Source organism: Actinotignum urinale DSM 15805, from assembly GCF_000420445.1.
GTDB classification, from domain to species: Bacteria; Actinomycetota; Actinomycetes; order Actinomycetales; family Actinomycetaceae; genus Actinotignum; species Actinotignum urinale.
In genome coordinates, this window is the sequence record NZ_ATUY01000007.1 from 1 (window position 1) to 21,806 (window position 21,806).

At 49.2% G+C, this 21,806-nt stretch carries 13 protein-coding genes, 1 other RNA gene and 2 pseudogenes; 5 read left to right on the plus strand and 11 right to left on the minus strand.

All coding sequences use genetic code 11. From position 1 onward, the window contains the following. The 3 genes and pseudogenes from G445_RS09970 to ssrA form a co-directional block, all read right to left on the minus strand. Nucleotides 1-538, minus strand: a pseudogene (locus G445_RS09970) (hypothetical protein); the annotation flags it as partial. 12 nt (nt 539-550) lie between these two features. Beyond that, the gene (locus G445_RS11505; protein WP_156825559.1) at nt 551-703 is read right to left on the minus strand and encodes a hypothetical protein; all 153 of its coding nucleotides are present in this window, start codon (nt 701-703) and stop codon (nt 551-553) included. A gap of 534 nt (nt 704-1,237) precedes the next feature. Beyond that, nucleotides 1,238-1,613: a transfer-messenger RNA gene (gene ssrA, locus G445_RS11200) on the minus strand. Between the two features lie 236 nt (nt 1,614-1,849). Between ssrA and G445_RS11935 the strand changes: the two are divergent. Beyond that, nucleotides 1,850-1,996 (plus strand): annotated as a pseudogene (locus G445_RS11935) (isocitrate/isopropylmalate family dehydrogenase); the annotation flags it as partial. 122 nt (nt 1,997-2,118) lie between these two features. Here G445_RS11935 and smpB read toward each other — a convergent pair. From smpB to prfB, 5 genes are all read right to left on the minus strand, one after another. Then, nucleotides 2,119-2,649 (minus strand): SsrA-binding protein SmpB, encoded by a 531-nt coding sequence (smpB, locus tag G445_RS0105810; RefSeq protein ID WP_022866606.1) that lies wholly within the window; start codon nt 2,647-2,649, stop codon nt 2,119-2,121. 193 nt (nt 2,650-2,842) lie between these two features. After that, on the minus strand, nt 2,843-4,144 hold the full coding sequence (locus tag G445_RS0105815) for a murein hydrolase activator EnvC family protein (protein ID WP_022866607.1): 1,302 nt from the start codon (nt 4,142-4,144) through the stop codon (nt 2,843-2,845). A 77-nt stretch (nt 4,145-4,221) separates the two neighbouring features. Then, on the minus strand, nt 4,222-5,136 hold the full coding sequence (gene ftsX / locus G445_RS0105820; protein WP_022866608.1) for a permease-like cell division protein FtsX: 915 nt from the start codon (nt 5,134-5,136) through the stop codon (nt 4,222-4,224). Further along, a complete protein-coding gene (gene ftsE, locus G445_RS0105825) occupies nt 5,136-5,828 on the minus strand; it encodes a cell division ATP-binding protein FtsE (protein ID WP_022866609.1) in 693 nt (230 codons plus the stop codon). The genes ftsX and ftsE overlap by 1 nt, the downstream gene beginning before the upstream one ends. Before the next feature lie 217 nt (nt 5,829-6,045). Then, on the minus strand, nt 6,046-7,116 hold the full coding sequence (prfB, locus tag G445_RS0105830; RefSeq protein ID WP_407636592.1) for a peptide chain release factor 2: 1,071 nt from the start codon (nt 7,114-7,116) through the stop codon (nt 6,046-6,048). Between the two features lie 437 nt (nt 7,117-7,553). Between prfB and G445_RS09975 the strand changes: the two genes are divergently transcribed. Then, the gene (locus G445_RS09975) at nt 7,554-8,843 is read left to right on the plus strand and encodes a phosphotransferase (RefSeq protein WP_022866611.1); all 1,290 of its coding nucleotides are present in this window, start codon (nt 7,554-7,556) and stop codon (nt 8,841-8,843) included. Between the two features lie 149 nt (nt 8,844-8,992). Here G445_RS09975 and G445_RS0105840 read toward each other — a convergent pair whose 3' ends face one another. Continuing rightward, nucleotides 8,993-12,721 carry an ATP-dependent DNA helicase gene (locus G445_RS0105840; protein WP_022866612.1) on the minus strand — a complete coding sequence of 1,243 codons (3,729 nt, stop codon included), beginning with the start codon at nt 12,719-12,721 and terminating at the stop codon, nt 8,993-8,995. Then, nucleotides 12,718-16,584, minus strand: coding sequence for a UrvD/REP family ATP-dependent DNA helicase (locus G445_RS0105845; RefSeq protein WP_156825560.1), 3,867 nt, complete (start codon nt 16,582-16,584; stop codon nt 12,718-12,720). The genes G445_RS0105840 and G445_RS0105845 overlap by 4 nt, the downstream gene beginning before the upstream one ends. Nucleotides 16,585-16,927: 343 nt before the next feature. On the opposite strand from G445_RS0105845, the gene G445_RS0105850 reads away from it, so the two are divergent. After that, a complete protein-coding gene (locus G445_RS0105850; RefSeq protein WP_022866614.1) occupies nt 16,928-17,149 on the plus strand; it encodes a DUF3107 domain-containing protein in 222 nt (73 codons plus the stop codon). 265 nt (nt 17,150-17,414) lie between these two features. Beyond that, nucleotides 17,415-19,034 (plus strand): DEAD/DEAH box helicase, encoded by a 1,620-nt coding sequence (locus G445_RS0105855; protein WP_022866615.1) that lies wholly within the window; start codon nt 17,415-17,417, stop codon nt 19,032-19,034. Nucleotides 19,035-19,207: 173 nt separating this feature from the next. Here the strand turns inward: G445_RS0105855 and G445_RS0105860 are convergent, their stop codons facing one another. Continuing rightward, nucleotides 19,208-20,050, minus strand: coding sequence for a PHP domain-containing protein (locus tag G445_RS0105860; RefSeq protein ID WP_022866616.1), 843 nt, complete (start codon nt 20,048-20,050; stop codon nt 19,208-19,210). A gap of 175 nt (nt 20,051-20,225) precedes the next feature. Between G445_RS0105860 and G445_RS0105865 the strand changes: the two genes are divergently transcribed. Next, nucleotides 20,226-21,743 carry an aminopeptidase P family protein gene (locus tag G445_RS0105865; RefSeq protein ID WP_022866617.1) on the plus strand — a complete coding sequence of 506 codons (1,518 nt, stop codon included), beginning with the start codon at nt 20,226-20,228 and terminating at the stop codon, nt 21,741-21,743. Nucleotides 21,744-21,806: the final 63 nt, after the last annotated feature.

Genomic DNA, 21,806 nt, shown 5'->3' on the forward strand with positions numbered 1-21,806 from the left:
GATAGGTCTTTCCGCATACATCATCGCCACTCTGTTCGCCAGTTTTAGCTTCGTTAACCACCGTGTCGTAGTTGATATGGAAATTATCTTGAGGCTTGACGTAACCCAGGAAATCCGGGAGGTTAATAGTCTTATTTACCTTGTCTTTTTCTTCTTGAGTAGCATCTGCCCCTACTGTCGCCACATAGGGCTGGTAATTGATGGCATAGTCTCCATCTCTCTCAACCCGATAATCGCTACGGAGGGTGTAGATATCTGGCTGCTTCGGATTCTCGACGAACTTTTCCGTCGTTGTGCCAGCAGGAAGCTTCGCTGGTTCCAGTTCCATGGAATTTTGGTATTTGCTGGTTTCCGCGGCGTCAGCTGTCAGCGGCCGGGAAAGTATCACTGCCGCCGGAAGTATCAATGCCAGTGCCAGTAGTAGAGACAGGGTTCGCTTGAACGAAATTTTCATGGGGGGGGACTTTCCGCTTCCTATGCCATAATTTATTTTTGAGGGCAAATATTGATGTTTCGGACTATTAAGCATTTTAGCCATTAAAACATTGTCTTACAACCCTTTAAGGCGGGTAAGAGTGCCGGAGCGTCCTGACACCTCAATATCGTCTACGCCCATGGCGGTAGCTGGGATCTCTACAGGTGCGCAAAAACGGATACCCAGGCCTTTAGAGCTAACCTTATGGTCGAGAACAAACCCGTACATTGTTTTACACCCCCGCAGCTAGCAGATTGGCTCGCCGAGATAGCCGTGTAGAGCGTCGATTGGCGTCGCTGCACACCGATGGCGCGCAGAGCGTCGACGACGAGGTCGGCTACGCGGTCGTTGCGTACGGCGAGCGCTTGCATGGCCTCGACTATCTTGGCCAGCAGAACCTCTTGGTAGAGGTGGCCAGTTTGACAGGTACCACGCTTGACGTAGTTCGTCGGGCACTCCTACACAACCACACGATTCGAGGTGCTTGAATGCCACGTCTTTCGCCCGAACATTCGTGTGCAGTCCCCGCACATGATCTTGCGCGACATGCGAACGCCGAAAGACTTGTGTCCTTGTGGATCCGTGCGGGTGACCAGCCACTATAGTTCACGCGTCACCAGACCAAGCACCCGCTTCCATGCCCGCCTCATGTCACGCCAGAGGCGCAACAAACCCCTCGAATTCCTTGTTCTACTAGGTAAAACCCGGAACCCGAGGGGTTCGTGCCACACTCACACTTTTGTATCCAAAGTTGAGTGCAGATGGTGGAGATGGGGGGAATTGAACCCCCGTCCGACGATAGGCACCAGAGTCTTCTCCGGGTGCAGTTCGCTGGTAGTTGTTTTCGGCTCCAAAGTTCCACGCGAACGAGGCTTTGACGAACCTATCTATGTTAGGTGTCGGCCACGCGCCCGTAGCAAACGCGTAACCCAGTGGCTTTCTTAACGATGCTGAGGTCTATACGGAAAGCACATATAGTTCAGCAGATTTCGCAAGTCGCTATAGATTAAGCAGCGAGGGCGAAATCGGTGCTCTTGTTCTTGGCACCTATAGTTTTTAGAGAATCGTTAACGAGTGGACTCTAATCCTCGACCCGCTTCCCTCCGACTAACTATCGCCGTCGAAACCGATCATCCCCTTATTCAGTTATCAACTAACCGCACGCAAACACGTAAAGCGCCCACGCGAATATATAATTTTATAACGAATACGCCCGTATGTCCAGACTTCCCTCGCCTCTTTTTACGACTTCTTACGACGAAAACCGGCACCTAAAAATTACACGTCTCAAACCAAAGTCCGGATCGTTTTACACGCCAAAAACCGGCATCCCGCGCCTTACGTAACGTCGAAATTCGCAAACCTTCATCGAACATCCGCTTCGTCGAACATCCGCTTCATCGCACATCAGCTTCGGTACACATCAACTTCGTCATAAATCCGCGTCAATTCGATGTGATTGTCACGGAAAACCTGTACGGCGATATTTTGTCTGATTTGATGGCGGGGTTGATTGGCGGGACTGTGGGGGCAACAGAATTCACCACGCTACTGGTTAATGCCGTGACCAAGGCGAAGAATTAACTGTAGATGCAGTTAACGCAGACGAAGAATTAACAATCCGTGCCCGCGGGTAAACTTTACTACCCGCGGGCACGGCGGCGTGCGGCACTCATTGCACGCTCTGCCTCACGATCGGCTTCACGCCGTCGTAATGTTTCACGCTTATCCCACTCCTGCTTACCGCGAGCTAAAGCAATTTGAAGTTTCGCATAACCCCGGACAAAATACAGTTCGAGGGGCACAATCGTGTAACCCTTCGAGTCCACAGCGCGAGCAAGTTTAGTGATTTCTGCCTTATGGAGAAGCAGGCGACGTTTGCGGACAGGCGCGTGATTCGTCCATGATGCAGCGGCGTAGACGGGAATATTCACCCCGTGAACCCACGCCTGGTTATACCGATCAACCTCAACCCACGCATCAACAAGGGAGGCGCGTCCTGCACGCAAAGCCTTCACCTCGGAACCCGCCAAGGATAAACCCGCCTCGTAAGTATCTTCAATAAAGTAATCGTGGCGTGCCTTCTTATTCCGGGCAACAATCTTTTTCTCGTCAGATGCCTGCTTGGCTTTCTGAGCGGCGGTGAGCTTAGGCTCTTTCCATTTTTTCGCCATTTCTCTCCCCCTTCTTTCCTCAAGCCGAACTATGTATTTTAACAGGTCACTACGTCGAAAACCCAGTAGCAAAAGATCGACGCGTTGCACACAAACACATATTCTGAGGGCAAAATCCCTATCTTGTTTGTCGGGTAACGAGTGATACGTAGAGGTGTCGTGCTGACCACAACACCTCTACATTAAACACCACTTAGAATCCAGGCAACCCCATCGGATTAATCGTGTCCCCGTTTTTCCATACTTCGAAGTGGACGTGGCAACCCGTCACCATACCCGTCGCTCCCGTGTAGCCAATAACCTGACCTTGTGAGACTCTCTGGCCAACACGTACCGCAAAACCGGATAAGTGGTTGTACACAGTAATATAACTTGAGCCACCTATCACGCCGTGGTTAATGAATATCTGGTTTCCGTGTGTATCGTTACCGTATGCGCCACGAACCGACGCCACTGTACCGGACGCGGCAGCGACCTGAGGATTACCGCAGGCAGAACGCAAATCCACGCCCTGGTGGAAGAAATACCCGCCGAAAGGATACCAACGCATACCGTACGGAGATGTTACAACAAGTGGCTGAGGAATCGGCGGAATCAACGCGCCGGAAGGGGCTGGGGCACCCCCACCTGATTGCCCGCCACCACCACTATTCGCTGCGGCGCGCTGACGTGCCGCCTCCGCATCAATACGCGCAATTTCAGCAGCCGTGTCATTTTTCGCGGCATTCATGGAGCTAATCGAACTCTGGAATTCACCCTTGAGTGATTCAAGCGCGACAGTCTGCGCGGTGACGCTACTTTCGAGCTGTTCCAAAGCTGCTTTCTTCGCAGATGTTTCCGCTTCCTTCGCGGCCTTTGTCTGTACGACCTTATCGGCCTCGGCCTTTAATTCCCCAATCGTTTGCTCCACGGCCTTTTGGCGACGCTGACGTGTTTTATTACCCGCCGTCGTCTGAGAAACAGTTGTTAAGGTTTGCGACTGAATGCGATGTACGGCCTGACTTGCCGTCAAGGAATTGAAGAAATCATCTGAGGATTTGGCGCCAACAAGAAGGTCAATCGTCGAAATTTTGTTATCCCCACGATATTCGGCACGAGCAATGCTAGCCAGTGAATCCTTCGTCTCATTCAGCTGAGCTTCACCGTCAGCAATCTGTGTTGTGATCGTCCCCAACTCGCCCTTGGCCGCATCCAAACGCGCCGCAACCTGCTCCTGTTCGCGTTGAGCTGCCGCGAGCTCGCCTTGCGCTACCAGCAACTCCGCTTGAACGCCCGGAATTTGAGCCTTTGTTTCCTCAAGTTTCACATATGTTTTTTGCAGATCCACATTCACGCCCTCAAGGGAGGACTGGAGATTCTGAATCTGCTGCTCCTGTTGCCGCTGTTTACGAATCAAATCATCTCGTTCATCGGCTTGAGACGTGGACAAACCACCGGCAATCAACGCCACAGTAGCACTTAATGCCACTATGCGTGAACTGCGTGCGAAACGCATATGCTCATTCCTTTCACGAAAACAATTATTGACGAATGGCGACTTTCGTCGTCGAAAAACTCAATCCCTTACCCTCACTAGACGCGAGCATAACGGCGCAAAGCAATCCACGACGCACCACCTGAAACAACAATGGATCCAATAATCATCCACGGGACGACGGACCACAAATCTCCTGTACTCACCACATGAATCCACGGTAGCGATTTTCCAATCCATTTTTCGAGCAGGAAATGGACACCGAGCCACAGGCCCCCCGAGGCAAGAATCGCTCCGGTAAGGGAGGCGATAATGCCCTCAAGAATGAAGGGAAGTTCAATGAAGAAATTCGAGGCTCCCACGTAACGCATAATTCCCGTTTCTGTTTCACGGGACATTGCGGAGAGGCGAATCGTTGTGGGGATGAGCATTAGTGCCGTAAGAATCATGACCGCAGCGAGCCCACCCGCAATAGCTGTGAAGCGGTTGAGAGTGGCGAAAATGGGTTCAACTTGTTCGCGTTGGTCGTGAACGGTTTGGACGCCGGGGCGGCCGGAAAGATCCTCAACGATGACCTGATATTTTTCCGGGTCTTTTAATTTAATTCGGTAGGATACCTGCATTTGGTCTGCTGTGACGGTATCGCGCCACACGCTATCCCCGATTTGACGCTTGTAGTTTTCGTAGGCCTGCTGCTTTGTTTCAAACTCGAAACTTTCAATTTGGCCAGCAAGTGGCTGGGTTGACAGCGCTTTACGAACGTCTTTAATTTGTTGTTCGGTTGCCTCCACGCCGGCGCATGGCTCAGCCGAATCGTTGGTGGCACACATAAAGACTGAAACTTCAACCTTGTTATACCATTCGCTTTTCAAATGCCCGATTTGGGTTTGAAACAGGGCTGCTGCACCGACGAAAAGGAGGGAGACGAAAGTAACCAGGGCAACCGAGACTGCCATCGCTTTATTGTGGATAAGACCTTTAAATGTTTGAGATAAAACAAAACGAAAACGCATTATTTTTGTCCTCCTCCGTATTGTCCGCGTGCTTGGTCGCGGACAATAACACCGTTGCTTAGCTCGATAACGCGTTTACGCATCTGATTCACGACTGTGGCATCGTGGGTTGCCATAACAACGGTTGTTCCGGCGCGATTAATGCGGTCCAGGATGCGCATGATGGAAAGGCCGGTATTTTGATCAAGGTTTCCGGTGGGTTCGTCGGCAAGAAGAATTTCGGGGCGGTTAACCATTGCGCGTGCAATAGTGACGCGCTGCTGTTCACCACCAGATAGTTCGTTAATACGACGATTTTCTTTTCCATCTAGCCCTACTAGCTGAAGAACTTCAGGAACTTCTGTTTTGATGCGGTGGCGTGGTGCGCCAATCACTTGAAGCGCGAGGGCAACGTTATCGTAGACGTTTTTGTCTTTAAGGAGACGAAAATCTTGGAAAACCGTACCAATACGACGACGAAGAAGTGGCACACGCCGTGCGGATACTGTAGAAAGGTCACGTCCGAGAACATCAACACGCCCTGCCGTTGGGCGAATTTCGGCCATAATAAGACCAATCATTGTTGATTTTCCTGAACCGGATGGGCCAACGAGGAATACGAATTCTCCTCGATCAATATCTACTGTCACGCCGTCTAGAGCTGGTTTTGCACCTTTTTCATAGAGTTTCGTGACTTTATCAAATGTGATCATAGCCTGCCTTTATGTGAAACGTTTCGCACTTTAGGATACGCGAAAATTACACACGTGTAACATGACGCGCCGCACATTTTAGAATGGAATGTGCAAGGTGCGCCACAGCCACTTCTCAACAGGACTCACCAGTGGTCCGACTATATTGTGGAAGGTGTACCACAGCAACATCTCAACATGACACATCAGTGGCTGGATTTGACTGTGGATTAGCACGCTAATTTTCGTCTTTTACTGTTTCACCGGTTGCGCGCCACCGAATTCCGGCGTCAATGAAGTCGTCGATTTCTCCGTCGAAAATTGCATCAACGTTTCCGGATTCGTAACCTGTGCGCAAATCTTTGACCATTTGGTAGGGCTGTAAAACATAGGATCGCATTTGGTCGCCCCAGGATGCTTTAATATCGCCCGCAAGTTCTTTCTTTTCACGGGCTTCTTCCTCCTGTTTGAGCAAAAGCAGGCGCGATTGGAGCACGCGCATCGCCGCCGCACGGTTTTGGATTTGAGATTTTTCGTCTTGCATACTCACCACTATTCCGGTTGGTAAGTGGGTGATACGAACGGCGGAGTCCGTGGTGTTCACGGACTGACCTCCGGGGCCGGAAGAACGGAAAACGTCGATGCGAATATCGCTGTCGGGCACGTCAATATGATCTGTTTTTTCAATGACGGGAATAACTTCGACGGCAGCGAAGGATGTCTGACGCCTCCCCTGGTTATCAAAAGGCGAAATGCGCACAAGGCGATGCGTTCCGGCTTCTACCGAGAGTGTTCCATATGCGTATGGTGCGCTCACTTCAAAAGTTGTAGATTTCAGTCCGGCTTCTTCGGCGTAGGATGTATCCAATACTTTTGTTGCATAACCGTGGCGTTCTGCCCAGCGTAGGTACATGCGTTGGAGCATTTGTGCCCAGTCCGCCGCGTCTACTCCCCCGGCGCCACTTCTAATGGTGACAACTGCATCTCGTTCGTCGTACTTGCCTGAAAGGAGTGTGCGAATGTGGAGTTCTTCGAGGTCGCGGGCGAGTGTGGCGAGGTCTTTTTTGAGGTCGGACATGAGTTCGTGTGCCATGTCTTGATCATTAAGAAGCTCCTCTTGCGCCATGAGGAGTAGGGTTTCGGCGTCTTCCAGGCGCGAGGAGAATTCAGTGAGTTTTTTCAGTTCGCTTTGTGCGTGGCTGAGTTTGGAGTTCACGGCCTGCGCGCGTTCGAGATCTTCCCATAAATCCGGGGCGAGTGATGCTTCGGTGAGTTTCTCCACTTGCTCGCGGAGTTTTTCGGGGTTCATGACGATTTCGACCTGCGCATAAATATTGCGTAAGTTGCTAAGTGTTTCTGAATATTCGCTCACGCAATATAGGGTACAGCATGCGTAGCGTACAAGCGCGAAAACATGGCAGGCATAGCACTCTTGTGATTCTATCTGCGAAAACTTGATTCGTGGCGCGCAATCCGGAGCACCTGATTTGTACCGGCTCGAATCACTTGGTTTCGTAGCACACGCCTGCTTACATACCACACTGTAACGTAGTTTGTAGCACGCGCTTCCCTACACGCCACACGCGCCATGTGGTTTGCGACGCTAGTTTCGCAACACTCTATTTTATTCACCATATCGCACAGATTCGTGGCGCATAGCTCTTTATGCCCAGCTTGAAGCGTCTGATTCGTGGCGCGCGGAGAGATGTGTAGGCTCTTGGAGTATTTTTCGGCTAAATTAGTGATGTGAATATTTCCCCGCTTTATCTTGCCGCGTTAGCCGTAGGTGCTTTGGACGTCGATATTGTGTCCACGCGCCAGCCTTTTATTGAGACAGAAGATTTTACTTCTGGGTGTGTGTTGGATGCTCAGGGTCGAAATTGGGTTGTGAAGGTTCCACGGAATCAAACGGCTGCGACAACATTGGAAGCGGAAATTGCGTTTGCCCCTCAGTTACTTGAGGAGCTACGTGCTGGAAATCTGCCTTTTGATGTGATGCGCCCTGCGGGTTTTGCGTCCGTTGAAACCGGTGGGCGCGCGGTGGTTTACCCTGAGCCTTTCGGGAAAATGCTTGAATTTGAGAGTTTGACGGCGGACGAGGCTCGCGCATTGGGGCGTACAATTGCCTCGATTCATTCTCTTAACGAAGATTTGATTGGACGTAGTGGCTTGCCGATTTATACGTCTCAACAGTGGCGTGAGCGTGTGCGTGTTGAGTTGGAGACTGCGCAGAAAGAAACAACGATTCCAACATTGCTTCGCACTCGTTGGGGTGAGGTTTTGGACGACGATTCCATGTGGGATTTCGTTCCTACGGTTGTTCATGGAGATGTTGCCGCCGATAATTTCTTGTGGTCTAATGGCTCTATTTCAACGGTTTTGGGACTTGGCGAGGCTCATGTTGGCGATCCGGCTCGCGATATTGTTCCTTTGTTGAATTTAAGCGACCAGCAGTGGAGTGCTTTCATTGGAGCATATGAGAATACTCGTAATGTTGAGTTGACGCAAAAGGATTTCGATCGTATTACTTTCACGTCCGAGTTCGCGATTATTCGTTGGTTGTTGTACGGTGTGCGCAACGGAAATCGGGAAATTCGCAATGATGCAGTGCAAATGTTGGGTGATTTGACCGAGGATTTGCGTGCACAGTACGAGTACGAAGCCTCGTCTTCTACCGTTGCCACTAGTGATAACTGGGCAGAACCGGAATTCGCGACGGCAAATGCCGAGAATCAACAGCCTGCTTATGATGGAGTGACAGAATCGACCTTCCTTAACCACGATGGTGAACGAGCTACTTTTAATAACAGCGCTTTCCAGCCGGCATCTTACGGCGAAAATGCGACGAACCGAAATGGGGCGGACACTGTTGAAACAGCAGTCACCGCACCTGATTTTATTGAAACCGCTCTAACCGCAGCAACCGCCCCAGGTACCGCTGACTCTAATGTGGCCGGCTCTGGTTTAGCTGACTCTGGTTTGGCTGACAATTCTCAAGATGAACCGCATTCCTCGGCTCATCCTAAAAATCCCTAAAATAGCGGTAATTTTGTGGGTGTTTACTTCGGCGTTTATTTCGGCATGCGGGAAAGAATATCTTTTCGCTAAGTAAGTGTTTACCTCTGCGTTTATTTCGGCATGCGGGAAAGAATATCTTTTCGCTAAGTAAGTGTTTACCTCTGCGTTTACTTCGGCATGCGGGAAAGAATATCTTTTTCACTGAGTTTGCCTACTTTCACCTCCATTTTTTCGGGTTTTTCTTTCAGGTAGATAAAGCTGGCGTCGATTTCTTCGATGGGTATGTTATGTGTGCGTGCCCACGCGAGCCGATAGAGCGCTAACTGAAGTTCGCGTGATGCTAGTTGTTTTTCATCTGGGCGTCTGCCTGTTTTCCAATCGACGATGGTGATGTTTTTACGGTTTGGCGCAGAGCTTGTGTCGAGAATTGCATCAATGGTGCATCGAATAATTTTCCCGTCGATAACTATTTCCATGGCTTCTTCAATTCCGAGGGGTGGATATGTGGAGAATTCGGAGTTCATATAGTTATCCCAAAGTTTTTCTATGTCTTTTTCGGTGGCAATTCCTTCGTTTTCCCATTCGTCAGCAAAATCGATGTCCAATGTTGCAACTTTGTCGTACGACTCCGCAATTTTTGCATGAAGCAGTGTGCCTAATCGCGCAGCTCTTGATGGTTGAAGGGGTATGGGGCGAAGGAGTTGTTTTTCGTACGTGTCTGCATATTCTGATAATCCGACGATGTCACTCGCCGTATAGTATTCACGCTCTAACTTTATGCCGGATAGTGGCGTAGCCTCAGGTGTGCTTGTTTTACCTGGGGTTTTCTTTGCGTTTTCGCCTATTTCTTCATTGAATTTCATGTCTCCTTCATGAGTTGTCCCTAAGCGTGGTTTTACAGGGGGTTTATTTTCGTCATGCTGTTTACCGTAAGTTTTTTCGGTGAAGCGACGTAATGCCGTATAGATGTGTTCTTTTTCTTCCTCGCTGAGTTGCTGTGTTTCTCGGGGAAGGCTTCGGGCGTTATCGTGTGGCCAATAAAGGGTTTCTGGTGCATCCAGATAATCCACAACTTTTGTTTCATCGGAAGGATGGAGAACAGATTCTTCGAAAATTTCCCGGAGTTGTTCCACGCTAAAGGAGTTGGGCGCCTGATATTTTAATGCGTCTTCCCAGTGTTCTTCTCCATGATGGAGGGGAACGCTAAGGCGTGCGCATTCATCTCGGACGTTCATCAAAAATACGGATGGTTCTTCTGCTGTAATCCCCGCTATTTCGAGTAGTCGGCGTTCTTCATCTATGTCGCTTGGATCCTTTGCGGTTTGCGTTGTTTTTGATGAGCTTTTTTTGTTTGAAGTGCTGGCTTTCTCCAATTTTTCTAAGTCTTTTTCGTACTTGGCTACTTTTTTACCAACATCGTCTAGGTCTTTAAATGCGTATCCGACGAGCATGAGTTCTTTACTTGCGCGAGTGAAGGCAACATACGCTAAACGTCGTGCTTCTTCGCTTTCCTTCCAACATAGGTAGTCTTTGAATTCCGCGTATTGGCTTGCTGTTTCTTTTTTGTCTGTCATGTCGGCGAGCCGGAATTGCCCTAAATATTCGTAGTCGCTACGTAAGGGGTAGGGAAAAACTCCAGAATTTTGTGGCCAGGCTTTTACCCGTTCCGTTATGGTTGATAACCCTGATGTCACCATATCGGGAATAACAACGAGGTCTTTCCATTCCAAGCCTTTGGAGGCATGGATTGTCATGATTTGTACGACTCCTGGGTTGACTTCTTTTTCTTCGTCGAGGATGGCTATATCTTCACCGGCTTCTTCTTCCCCACCGTGTTCTTGTTCTTCAACAATATCTAGCCAGTTGATAAAGTCGACGGGGTTGGTTGTCGCATGGATTTTTCCGTATTCTCGCGCTACTGCAACAAATTGTTCAATGGATGTTTGGACGCGTTGTTTACCTTGTGATCGGCTTGATACCGCAATATCTAGGCCTAGCAGTGTTATTGCTGTTTTTACTTGATCTGCTAGTGGTTGGGATGCAACACGTCGCATGGATTGTAACGCTTTGGCGATATGTTCTAAACGGCTTACTCCTTCTTCTGTTATTCCCCGGTTTTCTTTACGTGCTTTTTCCAACCATTGGGTAAATATGCGGTTCTCCACAATGGCGTCGAGAGCTTCTAACATATTTGTTTCGTCGCGAATATTGAGAGTGTTTTCGGTTTTTTCTTTTTCTTCAAGGCGGCGAACCTGTATAGACGTGTATTCTCTTGCCCATCGTGCTAGTTCGCGAATATCACGGACACCAATATTCCAGTAGGTAATGAGACGTGCGAGGGCGTCGCCTCTAGCGGGGTTGTTTGCGGCGCTAAGAAGTGCGCGTAGGGTGATAATTTCTGGGCGTTTAACTAGACTTTCTCCACCAATAATTTCGTAGCGAATGATTTTGTGTTGAGGGTCGGCTTCGTGTAATGCGTTAACGACGTCATCAAATTGGGAACGTTTCCGGCAAAGTACAGCTATTTCTGCACCTCGTGCTTCTTTGCCTTGGGCTTTGCGTATGTCGTTTTCTTTTCTGACGTTCTCATAAACGTCAAGTATTCGCCTAGCGATTGCCTGATAGGATTCTTCACGCATGAGTGTTCTCACGTCACGAACAATTCCTTCTCCTGCGCCTTTACGTGGTTCAAGGGCGAGCACTGTTGACGAACTTTTCTTCATTTTGTGCACAATCGGTGTATCTTCAACGGTTTCTGGCAGAGGTATTTCTGTGGTGACCGCATTTCCAGCAACAAGAACGGCTTTATCATTCCTAAATGCTGTTGATAGGTGAAGTCTTTGAACGCCTCCAAATACTTCTTTCATACTTTCAGCAAAGTTTTCGAGTGCCGATGCGCTAGCTCCACGCCAACCGTAAATGGCTTGGTTGGGATCCCCTACCGCCGTGATGGAAAGGTTTTCTCCCTTGTGTGCGGTCAGTGCGCGAATGAGGAATCGTGCCTGGTTGACGTCGGTATCTTGGTATTCGTCGAGAAGAACGAGACGGTATCGTGACGATATTTCTTGTGCGACGAAGGGGAACTTTTCAACAATGTGTGCCGCTGTGGATACTTGATCAGCGAATTCGGAGAGATGCTCGTCTTTTTTTATCTGATGGTAATTTTCTACTGCCTGGAGAAGGGCAAGAATAACCTCGGGTGTGTTTTTCTTTTTTAATGCACTGAAAGCTAGCGATGCCTTAGGGTGGCGTGGTTTTCTGATTGTGCTTGAATCTTCAATAAAATCCTTGAGTTTTGCGGATTCTTGTTTGCAGAATATCCTGGCTTCCTGCAGGCTAACACCGTTATTAATTAAGCCGTCCGATATGGTTAGCGCTTGTGTGATGGCCGAGGATAATGAGATGTCTTGGAGTGGAGCCAATGCTGGAGATTGAGGTAGCTGTTGAATGACGCGCCGCATAAGCGAGTATCTATCAGCTTCCGTCATGAGTCTGTTGGATGGATCGGCTCCTACAAGAACTCCATACGTGGAGGCAATATCTGAGGCGAAAGAATTATAGGTGCTAATAGTGGGTTGTTTGAATACGACATGAACATCACCTTCTGGACTCTCAAAATTCCCCATGAGGTTGAGCGCGTGAAGACGTTTGGTAACGCGTTCTTTCAGTTCCCCGGCCGCTTTGTTTGTAAAGGTTAGTCCAAGTACCTGCCCGGGTTTTACGTTTCCAGCCGCCACATGGTAGGCAATACGGTCCGTCATGGTCTTGGTTTTTCCCGACCCTGCCCCCGCAATAACGAGGATGCCTGGCTCTTCGCACACAATAACCTGTTCTTGTTCGGGCGTTGGCGGGAATTTCCCGTCGTTTATTTTTGCATATGCTTCGCTGTTTATCATGAGAACATCCGCCCTTCTGCTTCGAGTGGGTGCACTTTTCTAACTCTGCCCACGCTAGTTGTATCTTCGTATACTTTATTCACCGGTATTTTTCCGGAACTCATGAGGTGTTGAACTTCTGTGAGTTGTTCTTCAATGGCGCGGAGCGTCCACGGTTCGCACGCCTCCTGTTGTCTTTCTGCCCATTTTTGTTTCTTTGTTTCGTGATTGGGGTGAAGATAAATGAGGTAGGCACCTTGGCTTGGCTTTTCTTCTTGGGCTAATAACCATTGATATACCTGCATTTGTGGATGTGTCTCAGCTTCTTTTTTCGACGGCTTAGTTGCCCCAGTTTTGTAGTCCACAACAACATATCCGCTGGATGTCTCCATGAGACGATCCATCGTTCCGCTTACTCGCGAACCATTAAACGTGTGTGCAACACGTTTTTCAGCTTCACATAAGGTATGAGTGCTACTATATCCTCCCAGATTCGAATAGGCGAGGAATTCATAGAGCGCCTCAACCATATGTTCGGCTTTGAGGTATTCGGCAGAGGTGTACATGTGGGCTTGTTCTTCTTCATAGTTACCCGGCCATCGTTGCCTCAACATCTGTTTCATAACGTCAAGATCAGGTTTGTCTCCATATTCTTTCGATATCGTTTCCCCAATTCCGTGAATGAGAGTTCCTAATTCACTTGCTTCCCTGTTTTCCTGAGAAGTTAAACCGTTTGCGGAGAGGAACGCATCCAGGGGACTTTTCAACCAGCTTTCGACGCTGGAGGGGCTAATACTCAGCTGTTCTACCTCGGTTTCTTGTTCTGTTGTGGGCTGATATTCGTCGAAAAAGAGGGTGCTATGAGCTTCTGCGCAACCCTGCATCATGAGTTCTTTGAGAACGCGCTGCCCTTCTTCACCCGAGTTTCGTAAACGTCCAACAACTTCTGCCATATCCATGAATCGTGGCGCAACGGGTTGGTGAACAATTTTTTGTTGATATCTTGGATTTTTCAGATGATTTCCCTTGTTCCCTAGGGTGTTATTATCGGCATTATCGGACAAGCTACCACCCGCGTTATCGGACAAGCTACCACCCGCATTATCCGACAAACTACTGGCGCTTGCGCCCGAGTTTTTTCCAGTTTTTTTCTTTGTGTTTCTTGCCTCGTTATCCTCAGCATTTACTGGAGTGTTCACGTTGATTGTCCACGCTGAATCATCGAGCCTGGTAACTGGACGACGCCGTACACCGTAAGGCTCCTCAACCTCTTGCATTGTTCGTGGGAAACGCCCCTCCTCCACTTCGGGATCGGGCACAAATCCCATAATTTTCAATAATCGTGAGGGTTGTTGGGAAGAGTTTGATGTGGTTGTCAATAAAACACTGTGGCTTGCTCGAGTAAGCGCATAGTGTAGCTGGCGCAGTTCATCGTCGAACACACTGTCGAGGGAGTTTTCAGCGATTCGGGCAGTGAGTTGCTCGGTGTTGTATTTTCCAAGACTTTCTGTATCTATTGCCCCGACGACAATATCTTCCAACAGTCCTGTTGCTGTGAGTGCATCTCGCCTTCGCATATTCGGCCATACTCCATCTTGGAGCCCCATAATAATGACGTGTTTCCATTCTCGCCCTTGCGATGAGGATGGCGTAATGAGCGCTACCGCTTCTGTTGGCGTTGCAGATTTGGCAATCGTATCTTCTGGTAACTCTTGACGCTCCATGGTTTCAAGGAAATCTTGAATGTGGACATTGGGTTGGCGATCTGCCATACGTTGAACGATTCGGAACATTTGTATGACCGCATCAAGATTGTCACCAGCATTTTCTGCTTCTGCTTCTCCTGAAAGCGCTTGTTTTTGCCATTTTTCGGCAACTTTGCAACTATCCCACGCAACCCACATGACTCGCTCAGCCTGCCCTGAAGATTTTTCGTATTCCTTTTGAATTTCTTGAATAGTTCGGGCGAGCGCCACAACCGTGCGGTTTTTTGTTGACGTGGCACCGTTACGCACAGCTTCGTTCAATAATTGTTGACTATCGAGCTCATATCCCTGCTTTCCCTCAGCCATGGCTTGCGCACGTAATCCACGTAATGTTCGCTGTAATTGCACAGCATTAAGATCAATAAGTGGCGAACGCAAAATATCGCTAACGAGAGGTTCCTTTACCTGTTCGCCTTCGCCTGAAGGAGTGATTTTTTCGCACCCTGTTGCCAGATAGACAAGATCTAACAGAGCGCGAACAACGGGGTGGATTTTCAACGGATCTTCGCTTCCTATGGTTTCCACCGTTATTCCTGCCTGAGTTAGCGTCTGACGCAAAGGATAATGCGTAGCTCGCGAGCGCGTACACACGGCAATATCTGAATAGTTATACCCGTAGGATTGGTGAAGTTCTTCAATGTATGCGGCAACATAGGCTTGTTCTTCTGAAGAATGAATGAAACTGGCTGCACGTAATCCCTGAAAATCCGCAATGCATGTTTGCCCAGAAATTATGTTCTTAACATCAGCCTGCCCGCAAACCGTAGATTCTGCATCTACTTGTTCACAAGCTGGAGCTGTAGAATCACTCTTCACGCAACGCGTATCTTCATTATCTTCGCATTCAAAAAGCCGGCACTCCGTATCTTCGCGTTCAAAAAGCCCACTTTCTGCATCTTCGCATTCAAAAAGCTCGCATTCCGTATCTTCACGTTGAGATAACCCGCCTTCTGCGTCATCGCGTTGAGAAAGCCGGTTTTCTCTATTTGAACTTGCTTCAACATATGCATCAATACGGTGTTGTGCCTGCCCGCCCGCAATTCGTATATGTTGTGTAATATCTTGTGATGCTTGATGGATGCCAGGGTGGGCCCGATGCCTAACATTGAGAATAGCCCTGGTTAAACCTAATCCTGCTGGCCACGCTAAACACACATCTCCCGGTAAGGACGCAACTCCGCCTCTAAAGCCTTGCACAGCTGAATCTGGATCTCCGGCGACAATAATTCGTGCCCCATCACGTTGAAGCTGACGTAAAAGAATAAGAATCGAGCGTGGAGCATTTTGAATATCATCAACGAGTACAGCATCCCATACGGGACGTTTACTACCCGAGGCATCCCATTCATCTAGCATGTGAGCAGCCGTTGCCACTAACTGTGCATGATCTAATCGATCCGGACTTGCTAAAGATCCTGCTAATGCATCCTGCATATCGAGTGCATTTTCATAAATATCCATGACCTGTGCAGCAAGTTTCCACATCTCACCCTGAAGATAGGGAACGATCCCTTGGGAGGAAAGGCGTTCCATGTCCGCAGAAGTTAACCCCAACTCTCGACTACGTGTGATGAGGTTGCGTAATTCTTGCCTAAAACCTGGAAGTTTGCGTATATCACCAGTGATGAAATCCGGATACTTTATGCCAGTTTCTTCGCTGGTAAGAATTTGGGCAATAATTTGATCTTCTTCCGGGCCAGTAATAAGTTCTGGATTATCTCTGCCTCTGGCTTGCGCGTAGGCTTGCACAATGGTGAAAGCAAAAGATGACAACGTATTGACCGTTAACCATTGTGGGCGATAACCAATAGCGCGTGTCAAATTATTACGCAAAATCGACGCTGCACGCCGATCTTGAGTAATAACAGCAATCCTGCCATTTTCCTCCCCTCTCCTACGTATATATTCCTGAACAATATTCGCAAGAACCGTGGTTTTCCCGCTTCCGGGCACCCCCACAATGCTCACCCCTGTTTCGCTACCTACCGCAATATCGCGTGCTTTCACCTGTGATGAATCGAGGTGTTGCGCTCCGATAAACATAGCGAATCCTTTCTTTTCTACCGTTGCCCTGCGTATATCCAGGATAAGGGGTAGCTCCAGCATTAAAAATTGCACGAACTTTTTTCGACGACGAAAACCGCAAGAATTCGCCAATTTTTGCTGATAAATTTCCTCAAAATATCGCTTTTGAAGAAAGAATTATCCAGATGTAACAGTTCCGAGTTGTTTCCGACTAGACTATTAGTTGTATGTGTCAAATTCATCAACGTAGCCCTGTAGTTTGTCCACACATCTGGACAACACGTCCCCGCGTGAAAAAGTACGCGATGCCGTCGTCGTATATTATCCCAACCCAGTTGATGATACGTACGCAACATACGCGTTGCACGCCTGCATGGCACATATCAATACGGTAATACAGAACCCAAGAAACGTGTATCAGAAAGTTTGAGGAAATATGGAAGTTGTTATTGGTTTTAAAGATTCAGCACGCGATGTCACTTTCGAAACGGATTTAACTGCAGAAGTTATTCGCGAACGCGTGAATCTCGCGATTGAATCCGAGGGCATTCTTCACCTGGAAGCGAAGAAGAACCGTGAATTTTCTATTGCCGCCAAAGCGATAGCGTTCGTCGAAATTCGTGAAGCCGATACAAGGCGCGTAGGTTTCGGGTTGTAAAATTTTTAACGACGCCTCCCGCCAAGCTGTGCGCAGCGTGAGCCGCAAACCCGCGAACATGAGGAAATCACGCATTACGCCAATGGTGATAGGGTCGCTGAAATCGCAAACCCGCGAACATGAGGAAATCACACGTCACCAAGCCCGCTAAAATCAAACCGGTGAAGCGTCCTCTCACCTAAAACTCAACAAGTAGCGCACAACCCACAACAAAACCCCGCACACAACCCACAACAAAAACAAACTGTAAGAAAATAGGTTCACCATGGTTTCTGGAGTCATTAATTCTTCCAACGCTCACACTCCGCGAGATACGTCACCACGCGCAAACATCACGGGAAGCGCTGAAGATACACAGGACATGACTTTTGAAGATCTTGGTGTTTGCGCAAGTATCGTCGAAGCGCTCAAAGAGCACGGAATAACCCACCCTTTCCCAATTCAGGCACTCACCTTGCCCGTCGCCTTAAAACGTAAGGACATTATTGGACAGGCGAAAACAGGTACGGGTAAAACTCTCGGTTTTGGAATCCCGATGATTGAAAACTGTGTGGGGCCTGGTGAAGAGGGCTGGGACGATCTTCCCGAAAAAGTTGCGGGGAAACCTCAGGGGCTTGTGGTTCTTCCAACGCGCGAACTTGCACTGCAGGTGGCCGTCGAGTTGCGTAACGCAGCGGCTCATCGAGCCTTAAGAATTGTTGATATTTATGGCGGAATTGCTTACGAACCTCAGCAAAAGGCGTTGGCGCGCGGTGCGGAAATTGTGGTTGGAACTCCGGGGCGCATTTTGGATCTCATGAAACGCCACATCCTGAATGTGAGTTACGTGAGCACTGTTGTGCTTGATGAGGCGGACGAAATGCTTGACCTCGGTTTCCTTGAGGATGTGGAGGCCATTCTTTCTAAAGTTCCCGCTCGGCGCCACACCATGTTGTTTTCGGCGACGATGCCGGGGCCCGTTATCGCCATGGCTCGCCGTTACATGATAACGCCCACCCATATTCGTGCCCAAGATCCCGACGACGATACAGTTACGAGCCGGAACATCCGGCAGGTTGTGTACCGCACGCACAATATGAATAGAGAAGAAGTTCTGGCTCGTATTCTTCAGGCTGATGGGCGTGGGCGCACCATTATTTTCACGCGAACAAAACGCAGTGCCCAGAATCTTGCGGACGGTTTGGAACGGCGCGGGTTTGCCACGGGTTCCCTTCACGGAGATTTGGGGCAAAGTGCGCGCGAACAGGCGTTGCGTGCTTTCCGTAAGGGAAAAATTGATGTTCTTGTGGCAACCGATGTTGCCGCGCGTGGTATTGATGTTGATGACGTGACTCATGTTATTAATTATCAGTGTCCCGACGATGAAAAAATCTATGTTCACAGGATTGGGCGCACGGGGCGTGCAGGGAACAAAGGAACAGCTGTTACTTTTGTTGACTGGGAAGATATGACCCGCTGGAGCATGATCAATAATCAGCTAAATTTGGGAATATCCGAGCCTGTGGAAACCTACCACACTTCAGAACATCTCTACACAGATTTAGGGATTCCTGAAGGGGTAACCGGAGAACTTCCCTCTTCGCAACGCACACTCGCCGGAATAGATGCCGAAGAAATGGAAAATCTTGGCGAAACTGGGCGGAAAAGTCGAGCTCGTGGGAGCCGTTCGAAGCGTTCGGCACGCACTGGAGAATCAAGAAAATCAGGGCGCGCACGTAAAAATACACAAAAGCACCAGGAAACCACGAAAACCACAGGTACGGCCGGACGTATCCGCCGAAAACTTGGCGAGCCTCGTCAAGAGCAGGGCACGCAAGCCGGCAAGAAAACCGCGTCTTCATCAACGCGACGTCGTCGTCGACTCGTCTCGGGACTCAACGACTAAGGCACACATCGGACACCCGTAACCAAACATCAATCAATTACCCACAAAATCTGCGGGGCGCACCAAACCCAACGAAAACACGCACACGGCCACTACGCCCCTACGACATTGCGCCACTGTGGCATTAGGACACTACGCCCCCACACCCCTACAACATTAGGCCATTACGCCAACTACGGCCACAAAATCGGCAAAAACGCGCCTTCTTCCATGCGCTGAACCACCTCAAATTCCGTCGTGTTTTCGCCCAAAAGATTGGGCTTTCCACTCCCGTGATAGTCACTGGAACCGAAAATTTCCAGGCCGAGTTCGCGGGCTTCCACCTTGAGTTTTTCCGCAAGATCTAGGGCATTATCTCGATGATAAATTTCAACGCCCCACAAACCTGCGTCACGCAACATGCCAAATAACTCCCAGGGCACAACTTTGTTACGATGCGGGGCGACCGGGTGAGCAAATACGGCGCGTCCACCGGCCTCGGTTATCCAGCGAACAACATCGAGAGTGTTGGGGGCATAGTGTTCCACATAATATGGCGATCGCGGGTGAAGGATATGTTGAAAAGCTTCACTGCGGTTGGAAGTGATTCCCTTCGCGACGAGAGCGTCGGCGATATGTGGGCGACCAAGTGTGGCGCCATCTTCGGCAACCTCTTTCACATCCTCCCAGCCAATCGGGTAATCTTTCGAAAGAAGTTCTACCATAGCATGGGTTCGCGTGAATCGGGACTTTCTGACGCTGTTGCAATGTTCGACGATTTGAGCGTTTTCCGGATCGTAAAGATACCCTAAGATATGCGTGGTAATTCCGAGATATTTTGAGGACATTTCAATGCCTCGTATCAGTCCAACACCAGTTTTTTCGACGAGAGATACTGCCTCTTCCCAGCCATTCATCGTATCATGGTCTGTGATGGCTATGGCGCCCAATCCTGATTCGCGCGCATGCCACATCAACTGAGAAGGAGTGAGTGTCGAGTCTGAAGCTGTGGAATGAACATGGGTATCAATACGCATACGGTTATTTTACGCTACCCTTTCACCTGTTATAGCGACGACGAAACACGGGTTGCACACAAAACGTGACGGTCCAAAATCTCAACCCTCATGTTTTGGGGAAACTTACAATAACACCGCCGGTAAAAAAGTTCGTGCGAAAAATAATGCGGGAGCCTAGTGCCATAATGTATATATGACTGAACAACGGAACAACGAACATAACGGCACACAAAGCCTTTCAGCGCGCGGGAATAATCGTAGCCAACAACCAAAAAACGTGGCTTTTCGTGAATTCATGGGCGAAGATTGGGGGCCACGCCCGGAACCTGCCCCGCGAAGCAAGGTCGCGGATTTTCTTCCCGCGCGGCATCGCGCCATTTCTCAACTGTTTGAGGGAGAACGTCTAGTCATTCCCGCGGGTGTAGAAAAAATACGTTCCAATGATTGCAGTTACCGTTTTCGTGCACATTCCGCTTTTTCGCATATGAGCGGATTGGGTGGAGAGCAAGAACCGGGTGCGGTGATTGTTTTCAACCCAAAGGAGGAAGGCGGACACGATGTCACGCTTTATATGTGGCCACGCTCATCGCGCAGTAGCGAAGAATTCTATGCTGACAGTGCACATGGAGAATTCTGGGTGGGCGCCCGCCCGTCTCTGCATGAAGTATCAGTTGCTACAGGTCTGCGAACCGCACATATTAACGAACTCAAGGATGCACTGTCCAAAGATCTTGGACAGGTAACCTTGCGTATTGTTCCAAACGCTTGCGGAAAAACCGCAAGCCTTGTGAATGAATTGCGCGAAAATGCCCACCTTGCCCAATCCCAAACAACCTTCCTGGATAACGAACTTGCCCAGGCGTTATCCGAACTTCGGCTCATTAAAGACGAATATGAAATTGAGGAAATGCGCAAGGCAATTACGGCAACACACCAAGGGTTCACACAGATGCTGGCTTCCTTGCCACGTGCCCTGGCACATCACCGTGGAGAACGCGTCCTTGAAGGAGCGTTTTTTGCTCGCGCTCGCGAAGATGGGAATGGACTGGGATACGAGACAATTACTGCTTCAGGAAACCACGCCAACACCCTCCATTGGATAAAGAACGACGGAGAAGTGCGCGATGGTGATCTTATTTTGATAGATGCCGGTGTAGAAGTTGATTCCCTCTACACGGCGGATATTACGCGAACTATTCCGGCAAACGGGCATTTTACGGAAACTCAAAAGGAGGTCTACAACGCTGTTCTTGAGGCGGCGAATACCGCTTTAGAGGCTGCGCGTACACCGGGTGCAAAATTCCGCGACGTTCACAGCGCCGCAATGGGTGTAATTGCCCGGTACTTGGAAAAATGGGGAATACTCCCCTGCACAACTGAAGAATCTCTCCGGCAAGAAGTGCAATATCATCGTCGTTGGATGCCACATGGAACCTCACATCACTTGGGAATTGATGTTCATGATTGTGCTGCCGCGCGCCGGGAGATGTATATTGACGCAGAACTACAACCCGGCATGGTTTTCACCATCGAACCCGGGCTATATTTCCGCGAAGACGATTTGAAAGTACCCGAACGTTTCCGAGGAATCGGCATACGTATTGAAGATGACATACTCGTTACACAAAAAGGAGTAGAACGCCTATCAGAAAACATCCCCCGAACAGTGGAAGAAGTTGAAGCCTGGATCGCCAGCGCACAAGAATCCTAGCGAACCAGTAGCGCCACCACGCGCAACTCGGATACTCAGCGCACAAGCAATCCAAACCGGAAC